Origin of the sequence: Sphingomonas sp. NPDC019816 (assembly GCF_050274375.1) — a bacterium.
In the GTDB taxonomy this organism is placed as follows: Bacteria; Pseudomonadota; Alphaproteobacteria; order Sphingomonadales; family Sphingomonadaceae; genus Sphingomonas.
Genome location: NZ_JBNNOB010000098.1, coordinates 1 through 14,792, shown reverse-complemented (window position 1 = coordinate 14,792; position 14,792 = coordinate 1). Strand labels below are relative to the sequence as shown.

The window sequence follows — 14,792 nt, the reverse complement described above, 5'->3', positions numbered from 1 at the left end:
AAACGATCGCGCGACCCTGTGGAACGAGGTGGAGGCCGGGGAGAAACGCAAGGACGCGCAGCTCGCGCGCGAGGTGGAGTTCTCGATCCCGCGCGAGATGAGCGAGAAACAGGGCGTTAGCCTCGCCCGCGATTTTGTGGACAAGCAGTTCGTCGAACGCGGGATGGTCGCGGACCTTAATGTGCATTGGGACAAGGCAAAGGACGGCACCCCGAAGCCGCACGCGCATGTCATGTTGTCGATGCGTGAGGTTGGACCTGAGGGGTTCGGCAAGAAGGTCCGCGCCTGGAACTCAACCGAGCTGTTGAAGGAGTGGCGAGAGGCATGGGCCGCCCACGTCAACGAACGCATGGCGGAGCTGGGGCTGGAAGGGCGGATCGACCATCGCTCCTACGAGGCGCAGGGGATCGAGCTTGAGCCCCAGCACAAGATCGGGCCGATGGGGAAACGGCACGAGCTTGAGGGACAGCCGCACCGCAACGCCGACGATCATGTGCGGATCGCGCGCGAGAACGGCGAGAAGATTATCGCCAAGCCGGAAATCGCGTTGGATGCGATCACGCGGCAACAGGCGACGTTCACCACCCGCGACCTGGCGATGTTCGTCCACCGGCACAGCGACGGCAAGGAGCAGTTCGACCAGGCCATGAGCGCGGTGCGGTCCTCGCCCGAGCTGGTGGCGCTGGGGAAGGACGGACGCGACCAGGAGCGGTTCACGAGCCGCGAGATGATCGCGGTGGAGGAGCGGCTAGAGCGCGCTGCCGGTCGGCTTGCCGACAGGGTGGGGCATGGTCTCCCGGCGGCGTCGCTACAAGGGGGGCTGAACGCCGCCGGGAGTGGCGGGCTGACACTCGGTGAAGATCAGCGGGCCGCTTTGGAGCATATAGGGACGAGTGGCGATCTTGCCATCGTCGTCGGCTATGCGGGCACCGGCAAGTCGGCCATGCTGGGGGTCGCGCGCGAGGCGTGGGAGCGCGAAGGCTATCAGGTGCGCGGCGCGGCCCTGTCGGGCATTGCCGCCGAAAATCTTGAGGGTGGTTCCGGCATCGCCTCGAGGACGATCGCCAGTCTCGAGCACGCATGGGGGCAGGGGCGCGAGCAGCTAGGCCCGCGTGATGTGCTCGTTATCGACGAGGCGGGCATGATCGGCTCGCGCCAGATGGAGCGGGTGCTGTCGGAGGCCGAACGTGCCGGCGCGAAGGTCGTTCTTGTCGGCGATCCCGAGCAGTTGCAGGCGATCGAGGCCGGGGCGGCGTTCCGCAGCCTTGCCGAGCGTCATGGCGCGGCCGAGATCACCGAAATTCGCCGGCAGCATGAGGACTGGCAGAAGGACGCGACGCGCGCGCTCGCCACAGGCCGGACCGGAGAGGCGCTGCACGCCTATGAGAGGCAAGGCATGGTGCGCGCTGCCGACACGCGCGAGGCGGCGCGGGTCGAACTGATGAACGGATGGGAGAGCGACCGGCAGGCCGATCCGGACAAGAGCCGCATCATCCTCACCCATACCAATGCCGAGGTGCAGGAGCTGAACAGCGAAGCCCGCAGCCGTATGCGCGCCGCCGGCGAGCTGGGTGAGGAGGTGGGGCTATCGGTGGAGCGCGGCAGGCGCGATTTCGCGACCGGTGATCGGATCATGTTCTTCCGCAACGATCGCGGCCTTGGCGTGAAGAACGGATCGCTGGGCACGCTGGAGCGCGTCAGCGCCGAGGGCATGGCGGTGAAGATGGACGATGGCCGGAAGGTCGCGTTCGACCTCAAGGACTATGCCCATGTCGATCACGGCTATGCCGCCACCTTCCACAAGTCGCAGGGCGTGACGGTCGATCAGGCGCATGTGCTGGCGACACCGGGCATGGATCGGCACTCGGCCTATGTCGGCCTGTCGCGGCACCGCGACAGCGTGCAGCTCCACTATGGTCGCGACGATTTCACAGATCAGCGCCAGCTCACCCGCACCCTGTCGCGCGACCGGGGCAAGGACATGGCGGGCGATTATGCCGCCGCCCGTGACGGGCAGGCCCAGGCCCGCGCGTTCGCCGAGCGGCGCGAGATCCGCTTCCCGGAACTCGCGCGCGAGATCGCCGGGAAGGTGCGTGACAAGGCGAGGGGTATGTTCGCCGGGTTCAAGCCGAAATCGTCCTCGCCCGAGCTGGCGCGCGACGGCAAAGGGGGTCCGATTAACACCACCCCCGAGCGGGCACCGGCAGCGCCGAGCCAGGCCAGGGCGATCGAGCGCTATGCGCGCGCGCAGGCCGATATGGACCGAATGCGGGAGAAGGGCTTGCCCGTGCTCCCGCATCAGAAGCAGGCGCTGGCGAAGGCGGGCGACGCGCTCGACCAGGTGCGGCCCCATGCCGCCCGCGATTTGGCGTCCGCGTTCGAGCGCAACCCGGTGCTGGTGCGCGAAGCGGCCGAGGGCAAGGCCGGCGGCGCGGCGCGGGCGATGGCGCACGAGGCCCAGGTCCGCACCAATCCCGAGCTTCGCGCCGATCGGTTCGTGGAGCGCTGGCAGGGCATGGCGCGCGAGCGGGCCGAGCTTACGCGCAGCGGCGATCGTGAGGCCGCGCAGCGCACCGGCAAGAAGATGGAGAGCCTGGCCGGAACGCTGCACCGCGATCCCCAACTCGAATCCGTCTTGCGGCGGCGCGCGCCCGAGCTGGGGCTGGAAATGGGCCGGGATCGCCCGATCAGCCAGGAATTGACCCGTTCGCTGGAAATCGGCCGCGATCGAGGGTTGAGCCGATAAGGAGAGGCAATGGCGGACGAGGAATGGGAGGAAGGCGGCGACGCGGCGGCGGAAGCGTTCGAGCAGGTGCGCGTTGCGGTCGAGCAGCAGCGCGGCGAACTAGCGTTGATGCGCCGCGCCATCGAGGGACTGGCGGCCGAGCGCGCCAGCATCGACGTGCCGGATTATTCCGAGACGCTGGGGCATGTCGTCCAGGGGCTGGACGGCATCAACGGACGCCTGGACCAGGTTACGACGGCCATCGTGAAGTCGCCGGCGTTGGCGATGACGCCGGCGCAGGTTTCGGCGCAGATCAATCGAGCGGCGGCCGACCTTCGCAGCGCCGACCATGCCGCCCTCGCGACCGCCACCGACGAGATGAAGCAGCAGGGGCGCGAGCTGCGCACCGTCGTTCAATCGGCGCTGACGGCGCGGGATCAGAAGGACCGTCAACTATGGTTCGGGTTGAGCGGGTTGCTTATCGGCATCCTCCTCTGGTCCTTCCTTCCCGGTATGGTCGCGCGCGAGATCGCGCCGGCGAGCTGGCAATGGCCCGAACGCATGGCGACGCGGGCTCTTGCCGAGGCGACACCGTGGGATGCCGGGCAGCATTTGATGGCGAGCGCGTCACCGGCGAGCTGGGAGGCGATCGTCGCGGCCGACAGGTTGCTGCGCGACAATCGTGAAAAGATCGAAGGATGCCGGCAAGCGGCAAGGAAGGCGGATCAGCCGGTGCGATGCACGATCCAGGTGGGAGTGAAGAGATAATGGTGATTCCCTACCGCTCGACGCCCATATTCGATGAGGCGACATTGCCCGCTGCCCTGCGCTCCGAACATCGCACCAAGGCCGGTGTGTGGGGCGTGATCCGGGTCATCGAAGGGAGATTGAAGCTCACCTATCTCGACCCGGCCTCGGAGGTGGTCCTTACACCTGACCGGCCAGGGCTGATCTTGCCCGAACAGCCGCATTTCGTGGAACCGCTCGGAGCCATGCGGATGCAGGTCGATTTCTACGATCAGCAGCCAAGCCTTTAGGGAGAGCCATGCCTAAAACAGCCTTGTCATACCCGCTTCTTGCCATCCTCGCGCTTGGTGGCTGTGCGACGCGCGACCCGGCACCGAGTCCCGGCTCGCTTCCTACAAGCCTGTCCCGGCCCGACGCCGAGGCTTTGCCGCATGACCTGACCTATGGCGCGGCGTTAATGACCGTCAAGGTCTACCCGCACCTGGCAGCGAAGGCCGATGCAAACGCCAATCTGTTCATCTCCCCGGTCAGCTTGTCGCAGGGCCTGGGGCTCGCCTACCTTGGCGCGCGGGGCGCCACGCGCGAGGAGATTGGCCGCGTGCTTGGTTGGGATTCGTCCCGCAACGTCCCTGCGCTCATCAAATCCTACAATGCCCAGCTTAACGACACCGGCGATGCCGATACCGCGCTCGGCATCGCGAACGCGCTGTGGCTGGCGAAGGGATTGCCGGTCCGGGACGAGTATGTCGCCGAGGCGCATGCCGGCTTCGGAGCGGCTCCGGAAACCGTCGATTATGCTGGTGATCCCACCGGAGCGGCCGAGCGGATCAATGGCTGGGTTTCGCGCGAGACGAAGGGCAGGATTTCGGAGATCGTCTCTCCGAGCGGCTTCGGGGATGACACCGCCGCTGTGCTGACCAACGCGCTTTACTTCAAGGCGAAGTGGCAGGTGCCGTTCGAGGAGACGGAAACGCGGTCCTTCACGCGTGGCGACGGCACGCGCATCCCGATCACGATGATGAAGCGGATTGGCTGGTTCGACTATCGCGAGACCCGGGAAGGGCAGGCGATCGCGCTGCCTTATCGCGGCGATGGCAGCTTCGTGATGGAAATCTTCCTGCCGCGTGACGCGGCGACCCTGCGCCGCTGGGAGCGCGAGCTGAAGGGTGTCGATTTCTTCGCCGGCGAGCAGGGCGGCAATGATCGTTTCGACCTGTCAGCGGAGCAGGAACGCGCGGTGCGGATCGTTCTGCCCCGCTTTGAAGCCAGGTTCGATGAGAGCGTGAAGGCAGCGCTCATCGCAGCGGGTATGCCGAGCGCCTTCGACCACCAGCGCGCGGACCTGTCGGGGATTGCCCGTGGTGCGCGCTTGGCGATCGATGATGTGGCGCACGCGACCTTCCTGCGCGTCGATGAGGAGGGCACCGAGGCAGCGGCGGCAACTGCGATCAAGGTCGTCGTCACCAGTGCGCGGATAGCGCCTCAGGTACCGGAGATGGTGGTCGATCGTCCTTTCCTTGCCACCCTGCGAGACCGAAAGAGCGGCGCGGTGCTGTTTTTCGGGCGCATCGCCGATCCAACCTCGATCAGCAACTAGGTAGCATGAAGTGCGTGGCGAGGGGCAACCGCCAGATCAGCCCTTCGACAACCCGATTGGGTTCGGTCTAAGCGAGTTGCTCGCGATGAGGTGGCTTCGCGGGAGCTGTCCAGCACCGGCCGATCTCAATCTTGTTCGGGGGTGCCGGCGGGGGAACCGATGGCTCGCGGAGATGCGGATACTGGGTCAAGAAGCGCTCGCTCGCTTCGGGCGAACCGACGACATATAGCTCGCCGGGTCCGCATGCATCTTGCAAGGCTTGTGCGGTTTCCTTGTCGATGTCCGCAGTCGCGGGGCCGCCCCAGTTCATATCCTCGCCCAAGCGGGCGAGCGTTTTTCCGCCGACCCTTTCGCGCAGAATGAAGTAGCCGGACTGGTCAATGTCGAGCCCCATTTCCGAGTGGAACCATGCCAACTTGTCGACAGGCTGGCCCGAGAGGCCGACGAAAAAGCAGCCGTCACGTAGTTCGACCCGGCCGTGGTAAAGTGCCTGATGTTGAAGGCCCGTCCGCGCCTTGGAAGCGGGCCAGACGCGGATCGCGCCTTTCGCGGCCTCACTCACCGGAGGAATGCTCATCTTAGGTACAAAGCTCCAGCTGATGTGGCCAGGCACGCGCCAACCGTTCTCCTTTGCCCAATTGTCGAATTCCTGCTGGGTCAACCCCGTGTCGATCATCTCGACCGGGCCGGCGGAACCCTTTCCCGCGAGGCCGTAGCCGAGTAACGCTCCCCGCTTTTTGAGACGGGCGATCCAGGCATCGCCGATGGCCTTGGCATCGCGCGGGAGAGGCGACGTCGCTTCCTGTCGCAACGCCCCGTGTCCGCCCGCTGCCGGCTGATTGAGTAGTATACGATAGTTAGGGGAGGGCGCTTTCGTCTGGGTTCTGAAGGTGCTTGTTGATTGCGGGCCACCCTCGTCCCCATGCTCAACTGCGGGCGAACATGCCATGCAAAGGGCAAATAGGGATAGAATCATCCTCACAATGAATTTAGTCTCTTCCGGATATCCTTGCATTGGGATGAACGGCCATATGCGGACCAGCTTGCGAACATCGCTGCTACTGCGAGTGATCGTCTGCACGGCGGCGTGCGAGCTATTGTTGGGCTGTTCAACACCCCAACCCGGTTCGGCGCTTCCCGCGCCGCCCACGCCTGAGGCCCAATCGGCGCAATCGACACCGCTCGCAATTCTTGTTTCGGCGATCAACGGGCTTGCAGCGGGCGACCCTTCCTATGCTGGAAGCTTCGTCGACGGCGGCGCGGTGATCGTGCAGTTCACTGACAACGCTGAGGCCCGCCTGCGCCGCCTGTCCGGCGACCCGCGCTATGTCGCTCGACAGGTCCGCTACTCCTTGAGGGAATTACAGGCCACGGAGCAGGCGGTTGCGGAATTGTTGTCGAGCCGGAAGTGGCGCTTCAACATTCTGACGATCGACATTCCACGCAATCGCGTGACCTTGAGCGGGGTTGATCGGCGGCAGTTTGGTGAGACAGCCCAGACCCTGATCGCTCATGATCCTCGGGTAATGATCCAATGACTGTATAGGCGCGCAGGCCATGTTTCGTTCAGCCGTGCGGCCATAGTCTCTTGGGATGACGATGCTGTCATCATCGCGGACGACCGCCGCCGCCCTCGCTGGTGCGGCATTTAGCGCGTCCACGCCCGCCCTGGCGTGCTCATGCATCCTGCCCGACAATATCGAGGCAGCGGCGCGCGCGGCGTTCGCGAAAGCCGACCTTGTTGGTGAGTTGGAGATAGGGCGCGCGCCGGTGGCAGCGGCGCGCAGTTTCTGGTGCGGGTCGGACGGACGAGCGCGACTATGGTTCAGGCCTGGGCAGAAGATCGAGCAGAGCCGCCCCGCGCGCGTTATCAGCGCTACGAAGGGCCGCGTCTCGGGACCAATCAGCATCCGCACCAGTCCGGTGATGAACATAGGTGGCCGGTGCGGGATGACCGGGAATAGCTGCCAGGTTTCTCTCAGCCGAAGCGCCGTTCGGACCGGCCCCATGCTGTTTCGGCGTGTTGCGCCGGGCACCTATGAACCCTTGGACGTTTGCACCCAGTCGGCGTTCACCCCCTGGCTCGAACAGCGCCAGAAGCATCGCGCAAGCCCGCAGACGCGGTAACGCTTCGAGGAACCATCGATTTCCTGAATCACCGGCTTGCCATTGATTCAGGAAAGTCGCCTGACTTGGAGAGGCTTATTTCGTAGGCTCCGCGCCATGAATGGCGCGAACCTGTCCCTGCCCGAGCCGATCGAACTGGTGGCGATCGACCCGGCGCGCAACATCCGCCGGCGTTACAGCATCACCGCAAGCCTCGATCTTTTCGGCATGATCGTTGTAGAAACCCGCTGGGGCCGGATCGGCGCACACGGCCAAGCCCAGCGGCACGCCTTCGCCGATCGCGCGGCGGCCGACCGCCACATTGCCGCGACCCTGCGGCGGCGCGGCACGGCCGAAACCCGGATCGGGGTACCTTACGAGCCGGTGCCTACCGAGGTTTGAGCCGCCACCGTCAAGCCGGCTGCTTGAAGAAACCGGCCGGTGCTACGGCCAGCATGTTGCCGGCTCAAGCGGCGCATCCTCTCCTGGACGACAGCCCTGGCGACCATCGACCGACCGTAGCGCTCCGCATTCTAGCCGGAAATGGTTCAGCGGGACAGGATGTCGGCGGTCCCTTGCACGTCTGGCGTTCGCCTGTGAGCGCTACGGCGGCGATGGTCATGGCGCGCTCGCGTCGAAATGGACGCTCTGGAAAAGCCTCGCGCCAGATCTTCTCGGCCATCGATGCAAGCTCCTGCGACGTCGGCGGCCGAGCCTCACGAATGCACGCTATCAAGGCGCGCGGAAACAGGCGCTCCATCGTCTCTCTCCGATTGCGATATGGAAGCCCCATAGCACGCGCGCAGCCCCGATCGACCGATACGGGACGAAGCGGGCCTTGAAGCGGTCTGGCCGGCAACATCGGCGGCTCGCACCCCCTATATCGCTTGAGGGCAGGAGAGCCCTGCCCGGAGAATGAGATGCCGCCCGATGTGCCTGCCCGTGTTCCCTTGCCGATCGCCATGCCCGATGATGCGTTCGGAGCAGCGCTGATCGAGCAGGCGGCGGCGCTAAGCGCCTATGCGCGGCGACTGACTGGAGGGGGTGCCGATGCCGACGACCTTCTGCAGGACACCATGCTCAGGTGCTGGACCGCGCGCGCCAGCTTCGCGGCGGGAACAAGCCTCGCCGCCTGGGCGCGGACCGTGATGAAGAACAGCTTTCTCACCGGTCGCCGCCGCGCCCGCTTTCATGCCGACCTGCCCGAAGAGGCGCGCGACCGCATGCTACGGGTGGACGAGACCCAGAGCCTCGCCGTCTGGCTGCGGGATACGGATTGGGCGCTCAGCGAACTCCCGATCCACCAACGCGAGGCGGTGCTGCTGGCGAGCCAAGGCGTGTCCATCGAGGATGGCGCGGCGCAGCTCGGCATTGCCCCAGGCACATTCAAGAGCCGCATCGCACGCGGGCGGACTCGGCTGCGCGCCCTCATCGAGGAGCGATCGACGCCGCTGCTGGCCGACAGGACCGGCCGCGATACGCTCCCGTCAGCGGCCAAGCGGCCCATCCACCTGCGGAAAAGGCGGGACTGGCGGGGCGTCAAGATCGGCTGATCCCCGGTGTGCCTGTCGGCTTGTTGCTTTTCTTAACGGTTTGCCGGTAGCGTGCGCGCACCTGCGGAGACGCGGGTGGAGGCGTGGAAACCTCCTGAAACACGAGCCGGTCGAGCTTCATCGACCGGGTGGCGGGCGCGCATGTCCAAGCCACCCGGCCAAAGGCGTCCGCGCCTGACGTGTTTCAGGTTTCCAACACCCGGTTCAGTGGCCGGCACGTCTCCGAAATGGGGCGTGCCGCCGGCTGAACAGGAACACTTGGGGCGGGAATGAGCTTGGAGAACCTTTTGACCGAGTAGGACATGCGTGAATAGTCATCTGCCTGTCGGCCGCCTCGCCGATCGCCTTCATTCCCTGCCGCGTGAGCGCGCCTGGTTCGCGATCCTCCTCAGCGTCACGGCGCTGGCGCTGGCGGACGCACATTTTTCCCGGATGGGTCTCGCGCCGCTCTATATCCCGATCGTCTGCGCCGCCTGCTGGGCGTTGGGAAGCCGTGCTGGCTATCTGGTGGCGATCGTTGCGGCGGTCCTCGCCGTCGTGCCGCATCTCGCCGAACTTCCAGGGCTCTCCCCCGCCCTGCTCGGGGCAAGGATGGCCGTGCGCGCCGTCACCTATGTTTTCGTCGCCGCCATTGTTCTCAGCTTCCGCCGGTCCTTCGACCGAGAGCACCACCTGGCGGCACGCGACCGCATGACCGATGCGCTCAACAAGGAGACGTTCCGCGAGCGCGTGATCCATCGTCTCGATCTAGCGGTGCCTGCCCGACAATCCTTCCTGCTCGCGATCCTTGATCTCGACGACTTCAAGGGCCTCAATAACCGCCACGGCCATGTTGCGGGCGACGAGGTGCTGCGCACCTTCGCACAGGGCGCGCGGGGGATCATCCGGCGTGAGGATGATTTCGGCCGAATCGGCGGCGACGAGTTCGCCTTTCTGCTTCCCGTCCATTCGGCCGAGGAAGCGGTGTATTTCGCTCGCTCGCTTCACAAGCGCCTGTCATCGGTTCTGGCCGGCACGCCTCATCCGGTGACGTGCAGCATGGGCGCGCTGCTGATTCAGCCCGAGACCCCGCGTGACGAACCCTCGTTGATGCACGCGGTCGATCAGCTCATGTACGCGGTCAAGCGCGCTGGGAAGAACGCCGTGGAGATCGGTCGCGCGGCGACAGATCGAGCCCCGGACACCCCTGTTCCGTCAAGGCTCCGGGTTCCCATCGAGGCATGTCTATGACGAATGACGACACAGCCCTCTCGCTTATGAGGATGGCATTGGCCCAACTGGATCGGAGCGGCCGAGGCGCGACGGCCACCGCCGTCCATTTGCAAGCCGCGATCGACGCCGCGACCGGAGCCGGCCCGATGCAACCCGGCGAGCTGCTGGACGACGAGGGGGCGTTTCCTTTTGAGCCTCTTGCATCGCGTCAGTGAAGCAGCCCTGTTAGGCAGGGTTGAGCGCGCCAGAAAGCGCCCCGATCAGCAGCTCGCGCGAAGCGGGCTTGTGGAAGGTCGGGCGTGAGGCGTGGGCAGCCGGGATCATGCTGGCCGCACCCGTGGCGAAGATGAAGGGCACGCCGCGACGGTCCAGTTCGTCCGCGATCGGGAACGAGGTTTCGGAGCCAAGTTGCACATCGAGGCTGGCGACATGAGGCGACGAGTCCAGCGCCGCGAGGGCATCCCGCACGCAATCGACAGGGCCGACGATTTCCGCGCCGGCTTCAGATATTATCTCAACCAGCGTAGCCGCGACCCAATAATCATCTTCGACAACCAGCACGCGAAGGCCGCTGATCCCGTCTTGTTTAGTCATGCCGCACCAAGCATTTACGCAGCCGTTCCACCGATCAGCGCAGCAACGCGCCGTCTGGCTCTGTGCTCCACGCGAACGTGCAAAATGTTCGTCCTGGGCTCCCGATTGCTCTAAGTAGCCGGGTAGGGGGCACGTAGAGTTATGGTCGATACTGAAACCCGGATTCGTGAGCTTGAGCATCGGTTCAGGAACATTCTCACTGTCGTTCGTTCCCTTGTCAGCCAGAGCTTGCAGGCGGCCGATTCGATCGAAGACGCCCGATCGACCATTGACGAGCGATTGGAGGCGCTGGGCAACGCGACCGAGCAGCTTCTATCCCACAACTGGCAGGCGGCGCCCCTGCCCGCGCTGGCGGAAAATGCGCTGGGCCACTTCACCCTCTACGCGGAGCGGCTTCGCCTCGACGGCCCCACGGTCACGATCGGCCCCAGGGCGGCGATGACGTTGACCCTCGCCTTTCACGAGCTGGCGACGAACGCGATCAAATATGGGGCCCTGTCCAATGAGGCGGGCACGATCGAGCTGACATGGAAGGTGCTGGATTCGGGCACCGAAGCCGAGCTTTGGATGCAATGGGCCGAACGGGGTGGCCCGCCAGTCGTCAGGCCCGAGCGGCGGGGCTTTGGGTCGCGGCTGATATGCACGGCCGTGAGCCGCAGCTTGCGCGGCCGTGCCGAGATGGAGTTTCCCGCCTCGGGCGTCGTGTGGACCTTGCTCGCTCCTCTGGCTGCGGTCGAGCTATGATCGATCCGGATACAGGATACCCCGCCGCTAAGCCTTGGTTCATCGCGCATGCCTGTCTCTCCGGCCCACGCTCCTTGCTGGATCGGGTCCCTCTCGCCACTTTGATCGTCTCTTTTATCAGGGTCTGAAATCCGGAGCACGTCTGTATGTCCAAACCGCTCTCCCCCGAAACAATGGCTTTGGTGAAAGCTACGGCGCCTGCGCTCCAGCAGCACGGCGTGGAGATTACCACGCGCATGTATCAGCGCCTGTTCGTCGATCCGGAGATCAAGGCGCTGTTTGACATGGCCGCGCACGAATCCGGCGCGCAGCCTAAGCGGCTAGCGGCCGCGATCCTCGCCTTCGCGCAGAACGTCGACAAGCTCGACGTGCTGAAACCCGCGATCGAACGCATCGCCGCGCGCCATGTCGAGACCCATATCAAGCCCGAACATTATCCTGCGGTCGCCAATGCGCTGTTGCCGGCGATCCGCGACATATTGGGCGAGGCGGCAACCGATGAGGTTCTGAACGCCTGGGGCGAGGCCTACTGGTTCCTGGCCGATATCCTTATCAACCGTGAGGCGCAGCTCTACCAGACCGAGGCGGCATGATCGCCGCAGCGGACTGCTCCTCCCAAAAGGAGGTGAGAAGCCGATCCTAAAATTGGTGGCCGATGCGGCCAGCCAAGATGCTCATTGTTCAACGCCATTTGCGAGTTTCAGAAGCTTGGTCTCGATGCCTTTCAGGCCAGCAATGGCCTCATGGTCGGCGACTGACCAACCATCGCTTTTTGCGTCTTCTTGGTTCCGCTGCATCCTTGCGATGATCGAGGCTGCCTCATACACCTCTTTCGCCCCGCCGTGACCACCAACATCGAGTTGGTGCGCGAGCGTCGTGAGGCGATTCACAAAGTTCGTCCGGCCTGCGCACCAGTGCTGCGGGCGAGAGCCTTCGGCCCTGCTTTGAGGGCGTCTCCCAAGGTTTTCAGCGCTTCATGATGAGGGGAATCGGACACGGCAGCTCCGAGGGATCGTCATCATCGTTCATAATCACGAAAGCGGAGGACGACGGGGTTCCCCGCCGTCCCTCCGTCTCAGATGGGATAGGTCGAGCCGTAATGCCGCGGTCGATCACGGCTACGCCGCTACCTTCCACAAGGCGCAGGGCGTGACGGTCGATCGCGCCCACGTTCTCGCCACCCCCGGCATGGACCGGCACAGCGCCTATGTTGGCATGTCGCGACACCGCGACGGCGCGCAGCTCCATTACGGCCGCGACGACTTCGCCGACCAGCGCCAGCTTGTCCGCGCCCTGTCGCGCGACCGGGGCAAGGACATGGCCGGTGACTACGCCCGGCCCGAGCAGGATCAGGCGCGCGCGTTCGCCGATCGGCGCGAGATCCGGTTCCCGGAACTCGCGCGTCAGGTGGTCGAGAAGGTGCAGGCCAAGGCGCGGGGCATGTTCGCCGGGTTCCGGCCGAAACCAGCGGCGGAAAAAACGACGTCGCCGGAGCGCCTCGCGGCCGATCGGCCGCTGGCGCCCTCGCAGGCCCGCGCGATCGAACGCTATGGGCGCGCCGCAGCGGATATAAGCCGGATGCGGGACAAGGGATTGCCGGTGCTGGCGCACCAGGAACAGGCGCTGGCGAAGGCCGGCGACGCGCTCGACCAGGTGCGGCCGCATGGCGCGCGCGACCTCGCCAGCGCGATCGAGCGCGACCCCCGGCTCGCGCGCGACGCGGCCGAGGGCAACACTGGCGGGGCGGCGAAGGCGATGGAGACGGAGCGCCAGGTCCGCACCGACCCGGAGAAGCGCGCGGGCCGGTTCGTGGAGCAGTGGCAGGGCATGAAGGAAGCGCGGGCCAACATGGAGCGTGCCGGCGACCGCGCGGGCGCGGAGAAACTTGGCAAGCGGATGGAGGGCATCGCGGGCGGGTTGCACCGCGACCCACAGCTCGAATCCGTGTTGCGCCGTCGCGCCCCCGAGCTGGAGTTGAACATGGAGCGGGGCAAGTCGATCGGGCAGGAGCTGGCGCAGTCGGTCGGACAAGGCCGCGACCGTGATCGTGGCATGAGCCGGTAAGGGGGACGGGTGGCGGACGAGGACGACCAGGACGAGGCAGGCGCGGCCGAGGCGTTCGAGGCCATGCGTGGTGAGCTGGCGCTGTTGCGCCGCGCCGTGGAGGGTCTGGCGGCCGAGCGCGGCGCGATCGACGTGCCGGACTATACCGAGACGTTGGGGCGGATGCAGAAGGGCGTGGACGCCACGGCCGACCGTATCGCCGTCATCAATGACGTGATCGCGCGGAGTCCGGCGCTGGCGATGACGCCCGAGCAAATGGCACAGCGTATCGCCGCAGCCGGTAACGCCGCCCGGCGCGAGGACCAGGTGGCGCTCGCTACCGGGCGCAAGGGACTGGAGGACGTGACGCGCCAGCTTCACGGGCTTGTCGCATCGGCGCGGCATGCCGGCGAGCAGAACAGACGGCTAGCATGGTCAGCGATCGGCGGCGTCGCGATCGGCATGGTGTTATGGGCAGCCGGCGCGGGCGTCGTGGCGCGCGCCGTGCCGGAAAGCTGGCTATGGCCAGAGAAGATGGCATCGCGCAGCTTGCGCTTGGACACTTGGACCGCAAGCCGGCGACTGGCGGCTGTCAGCCAGCCCGACACTTGGAACACGATGGTTGCGGGTGCAGTGATCGCCCAAGCAAATCAGGAGACGCTTGAACAATGTCGGCGGGCAGCCAACAAGGCAGGCGAGCCAGTGCGATGCACTGTCAGGATTAAGCCGGAGGGGAGGAGGGGGGAATAATGAACCTGCGGCGTCACTCCGGACCCGAGCTGTTGCGGTTTATCGAGTGGTGGGATCAAGCACCGCGTACGATTGAGAAGCGCGGCGGAATCTCTTAGATTGATCGCTGGAGGCTTTGTTCGCGGAGACGCGCACATTGCCTTCTTTTCGTTTTAGGAAGCGCTGCCCTAAGCGACAGAAGCCAGAGCTTTGACAATGCGGCATTCCGCGATGGAGCCGACCATGTATCTTGATCCTATCGGTGCAGACACGCGATGATGGCGGTCACGACGGCGGTGGTTTCCGCGACGTCGCGCACCCTCACTGTGTCGAGGCCGATTTCAGCAGCGGGATAGTCATTCCCACCGGGGAATATCGCATCCCCGATGAACAGCATCCCGTCGAGCGGGACACCGCTCTCGGCACTCAGGCGCTTCAGGCCATAGCCCTTGTCGATCCCTGCTCTGGTCACGTCGATCGATGTCGTGCCACCGAGATTGATCGAGAGCTCCGGCAGCTTCGCGCGCAACGTGGCCTGCAACGCGGTCCTCTTCTTTCGGTCAGGATCCCACGCTTCCTTTTCCTTCAGCGGCGCTGCCTGCCCCAGGCCCGAAAAGGTGATCTGGCTGCCCCGGTCCTCGATCCGTTCGCCCCAGATACGTTCGTCGGCGAGACCGGCATCGGTCAGCGCCTGATCGAAGGCCGTGCGGATCTTCGCCTTCTCCGCGTCGTCGAACAGTTC

General features: G+C 65.4%; 17 protein-coding genes. 13 read left to right on the top strand and 4 right to left on the bottom strand.

Features of this window, described 5'->3' with window-relative positions:
* The 4 genes from traA to ACQKJZ_RS13680 form a co-directional block, all read left to right on the top strand.
* On the top strand, positions 1-2,746 hold a 2,746-nt coding region (traA, locus tag ACQKJZ_RS13695), incomplete at its 5' end, for a Ti-type conjugative transfer relaxase TraA (protein WP_427731567.1).
* A 9-nt stretch (positions 2,747-2,755) separates the two neighbouring features.
* A complete protein-coding gene (locus ACQKJZ_RS13690) occupies positions 2,756-3,493 on the top strand; it encodes a DUF6118 family protein (protein WP_010339209.1) in 738 nt (245 codons plus the stop codon).
* Complete coding sequence (locus tag ACQKJZ_RS13685; RefSeq protein ID WP_010339208.1) at positions 3,493-3,762, top strand: DUF1971 domain-containing protein; 270 nt, start codon at positions 3,493-3,495, stop codon at positions 3,760-3,762. Before ACQKJZ_RS13690 ends, ACQKJZ_RS13685 begins: the two co-directional genes overlap by 1 nt.
* A 167-nt stretch (positions 3,763-3,929) precedes the next feature.
* Entirely contained in the window at positions 3,930-5,069 is a 1,140-nt protein-coding gene (locus tag ACQKJZ_RS13680) for a serpin family protein (protein WP_427731564.1), read from the top strand.
* A gap of 67 nt (positions 5,070-5,136) precedes the next feature.
* Here ACQKJZ_RS13680 and ACQKJZ_RS13675 read toward each other — a convergent pair whose 3' ends face one another.
* Positions 5,137-5,880: a hypothetical protein gene (locus ACQKJZ_RS13675; RefSeq protein WP_042490951.1), complete on the bottom strand. Its 744-nt coding sequence runs from the start codon at positions 5,878-5,880 to the stop codon at positions 5,137-5,139.
* A 220-nt stretch (positions 5,881-6,100) separates the two neighbouring features.
* On the opposite strand from ACQKJZ_RS13675, the gene ACQKJZ_RS13670 reads away from it, so the two are divergent.
* The 5 genes from ACQKJZ_RS13670 to ACQKJZ_RS13650 all read left to right on the top strand — a co-directional run bounded on the left by ACQKJZ_RS13670 (position 6,101) and on the right by ACQKJZ_RS13650 (position 10,155).
* Complete coding sequence (locus ACQKJZ_RS13670) at positions 6,101-6,607, top strand: hypothetical protein (RefSeq protein WP_157013790.1); 507 nt, start codon at positions 6,101-6,103, stop codon at positions 6,605-6,607.
* 685 nt (positions 6,608-7,292) lie between these two features.
* Positions 7,293-7,577: a WGR domain-containing protein gene (locus tag ACQKJZ_RS13665; RefSeq protein WP_042490943.1), complete on the top strand. Its 285-nt coding sequence runs from the start codon at positions 7,293-7,295 to the stop codon at positions 7,575-7,577.
* Between the two features lie 518 nt (positions 7,578-8,095).
* Positions 8,096-8,728 (top strand): RNA polymerase sigma factor, encoded by a 633-nt coding sequence (locus tag ACQKJZ_RS13660; protein WP_042490940.1) that lies wholly within the window; start codon positions 8,096-8,098, stop codon positions 8,726-8,728.
* 432 nt (positions 8,729-9,160) lie between these two features.
* A complete protein-coding gene (locus tag ACQKJZ_RS13655) occupies positions 9,161-9,958 on the top strand; it encodes a GGDEF domain-containing protein (protein WP_427731560.1) in 798 nt (265 codons plus the stop codon).
* Positions 9,955-10,155, top strand: coding sequence for a hypothetical protein (locus ACQKJZ_RS13650; protein ID WP_042490936.1), 201 nt, complete (start codon positions 9,955-9,957; stop codon positions 10,153-10,155). Before ACQKJZ_RS13655 ends, ACQKJZ_RS13650 begins: the two co-directional genes overlap by 4 nt.
* A 10-nt stretch (positions 10,156-10,165) precedes the next feature.
* Here ACQKJZ_RS13650 and ACQKJZ_RS13645 read toward each other — a convergent pair whose 3' ends face one another.
* The gene (locus tag ACQKJZ_RS13645; protein ID WP_427731558.1) at positions 10,166-10,501 is read right to left on the bottom strand and encodes a response regulator; all 336 of its coding nucleotides are present in this window, start codon (positions 10,499-10,501) and stop codon (positions 10,166-10,168) included.
* Between the two features lie 174 nt (positions 10,502-10,675).
* Between ACQKJZ_RS13645 and ACQKJZ_RS13640 the strand changes: the two genes are divergently transcribed.
* Positions 10,676-11,278: a sensor histidine kinase gene (locus ACQKJZ_RS13640; RefSeq protein WP_052811617.1), complete on the top strand. Its 603-nt coding sequence runs from the start codon at positions 10,676-10,678 to the stop codon at positions 11,276-11,278.
* Between the two features lie 146 nt (positions 11,279-11,424).
* Positions 11,425-11,871 (top strand): globin domain-containing protein, encoded by a 447-nt coding sequence (locus ACQKJZ_RS13635; RefSeq protein WP_042490932.1) that lies wholly within the window; start codon positions 11,425-11,427, stop codon positions 11,869-11,871.
* A gap of 81 nt (positions 11,872-11,952) precedes the next feature.
* Here ACQKJZ_RS13635 and ACQKJZ_RS13630 read toward each other — a convergent pair whose 3' ends face one another.
* The gene (locus ACQKJZ_RS13630) at positions 11,953-12,168 is read right to left on the bottom strand and encodes a hypothetical protein (RefSeq protein WP_125458961.1); all 216 of its coding nucleotides are present in this window, start codon (positions 12,166-12,168) and stop codon (positions 11,953-11,955) included.
* Positions 12,169-12,427: 259 nt separating this feature from the next.
* Between ACQKJZ_RS13630 and ACQKJZ_RS13625 the strand changes: the two genes are divergently transcribed.
* Positions 12,428-13,342 (top strand): hypothetical protein, encoded by a 915-nt coding sequence (locus ACQKJZ_RS13625; protein WP_010337031.1) that lies wholly within the window; start codon positions 12,428-12,430, stop codon positions 13,340-13,342.
* Between the two features lie 9 nt (positions 13,343-13,351).
* Positions 13,352-14,071, top strand: a complete 720-nt coding sequence (locus ACQKJZ_RS13620) for a DUF6118 family protein (protein ID WP_029547630.1) — start codon at positions 13,352-13,354, stop codon at positions 14,069-14,071.
* A gap of 235 nt (positions 14,072-14,306) precedes the next feature.
* Here the strand turns inward: ACQKJZ_RS13620 and ACQKJZ_RS13615 are convergent.
* Positions 14,307-14,792 (bottom strand): HAD-IIB family hydrolase (locus ACQKJZ_RS13615; protein WP_401531885.1); only part of this gene is annotated, 486 nt, incomplete at its 5' end.

Excerpts from the sequence above, each read along its gene's own strand:
- ACQKJZ_RS13690 (WP_010339209.1), top strand. The coding sequence starts at position 2,756 with ATGGCGGACGAGGAATGGGAGGAAGGCGGCGACGCGGCGGCGGAAGCG.
- ACQKJZ_RS13685 (WP_010339208.1), top strand. The coding sequence starts at position 3,493 with ATGGTGATTCCCTACCGCTCGACGCCCATATTCGATGAGGCGACATTG.
- ACQKJZ_RS13680 (WP_427731564.1), top strand. The coding sequence starts at position 3,930 with ATGACCGTCAAGGTCTACCCGCACCTGGCAGCGAAGGCCGATGCAAAC.
- ACQKJZ_RS13670 (WP_157013790.1), top strand. The coding sequence starts at position 6,101 with ATGCGGACCAGCTTGCGAACATCGCTGCTACTGCGAGTGATCGTCTGC.
- ACQKJZ_RS13665 (WP_042490943.1), top strand. The coding sequence starts at position 7,293 with ATGAATGGCGCGAACCTGTCCCTGCCCGAGCCGATCGAACTGGTGGCG.
- ACQKJZ_RS13660 (WP_042490940.1), top strand. The coding sequence starts at position 8,096 with ATGCCGCCCGATGTGCCTGCCCGTGTTCCCTTGCCGATCGCCATGCCC.
- ACQKJZ_RS13655 (WP_427731560.1), top strand. The coding sequence starts at position 9,161 with ATGGGTCTCGCGCCGCTCTATATCCCGATCGTCTGCGCCGCCTGCTGG.
- ACQKJZ_RS13650 (WP_042490936.1), top strand. The coding sequence starts at position 9,955 with ATGACGAATGACGACACAGCCCTCTCGCTTATGAGGATGGCATTGGCC.
- ACQKJZ_RS13640 (WP_052811617.1), top strand. The coding sequence starts at position 10,676 with ATGGTCGATACTGAAACCCGGATTCGTGAGCTTGAGCATCGGTTCAGG.
- ACQKJZ_RS13635 (WP_042490932.1), top strand. The coding sequence starts at position 11,425 with ATGTCCAAACCGCTCTCCCCCGAAACAATGGCTTTGGTGAAAGCTACG.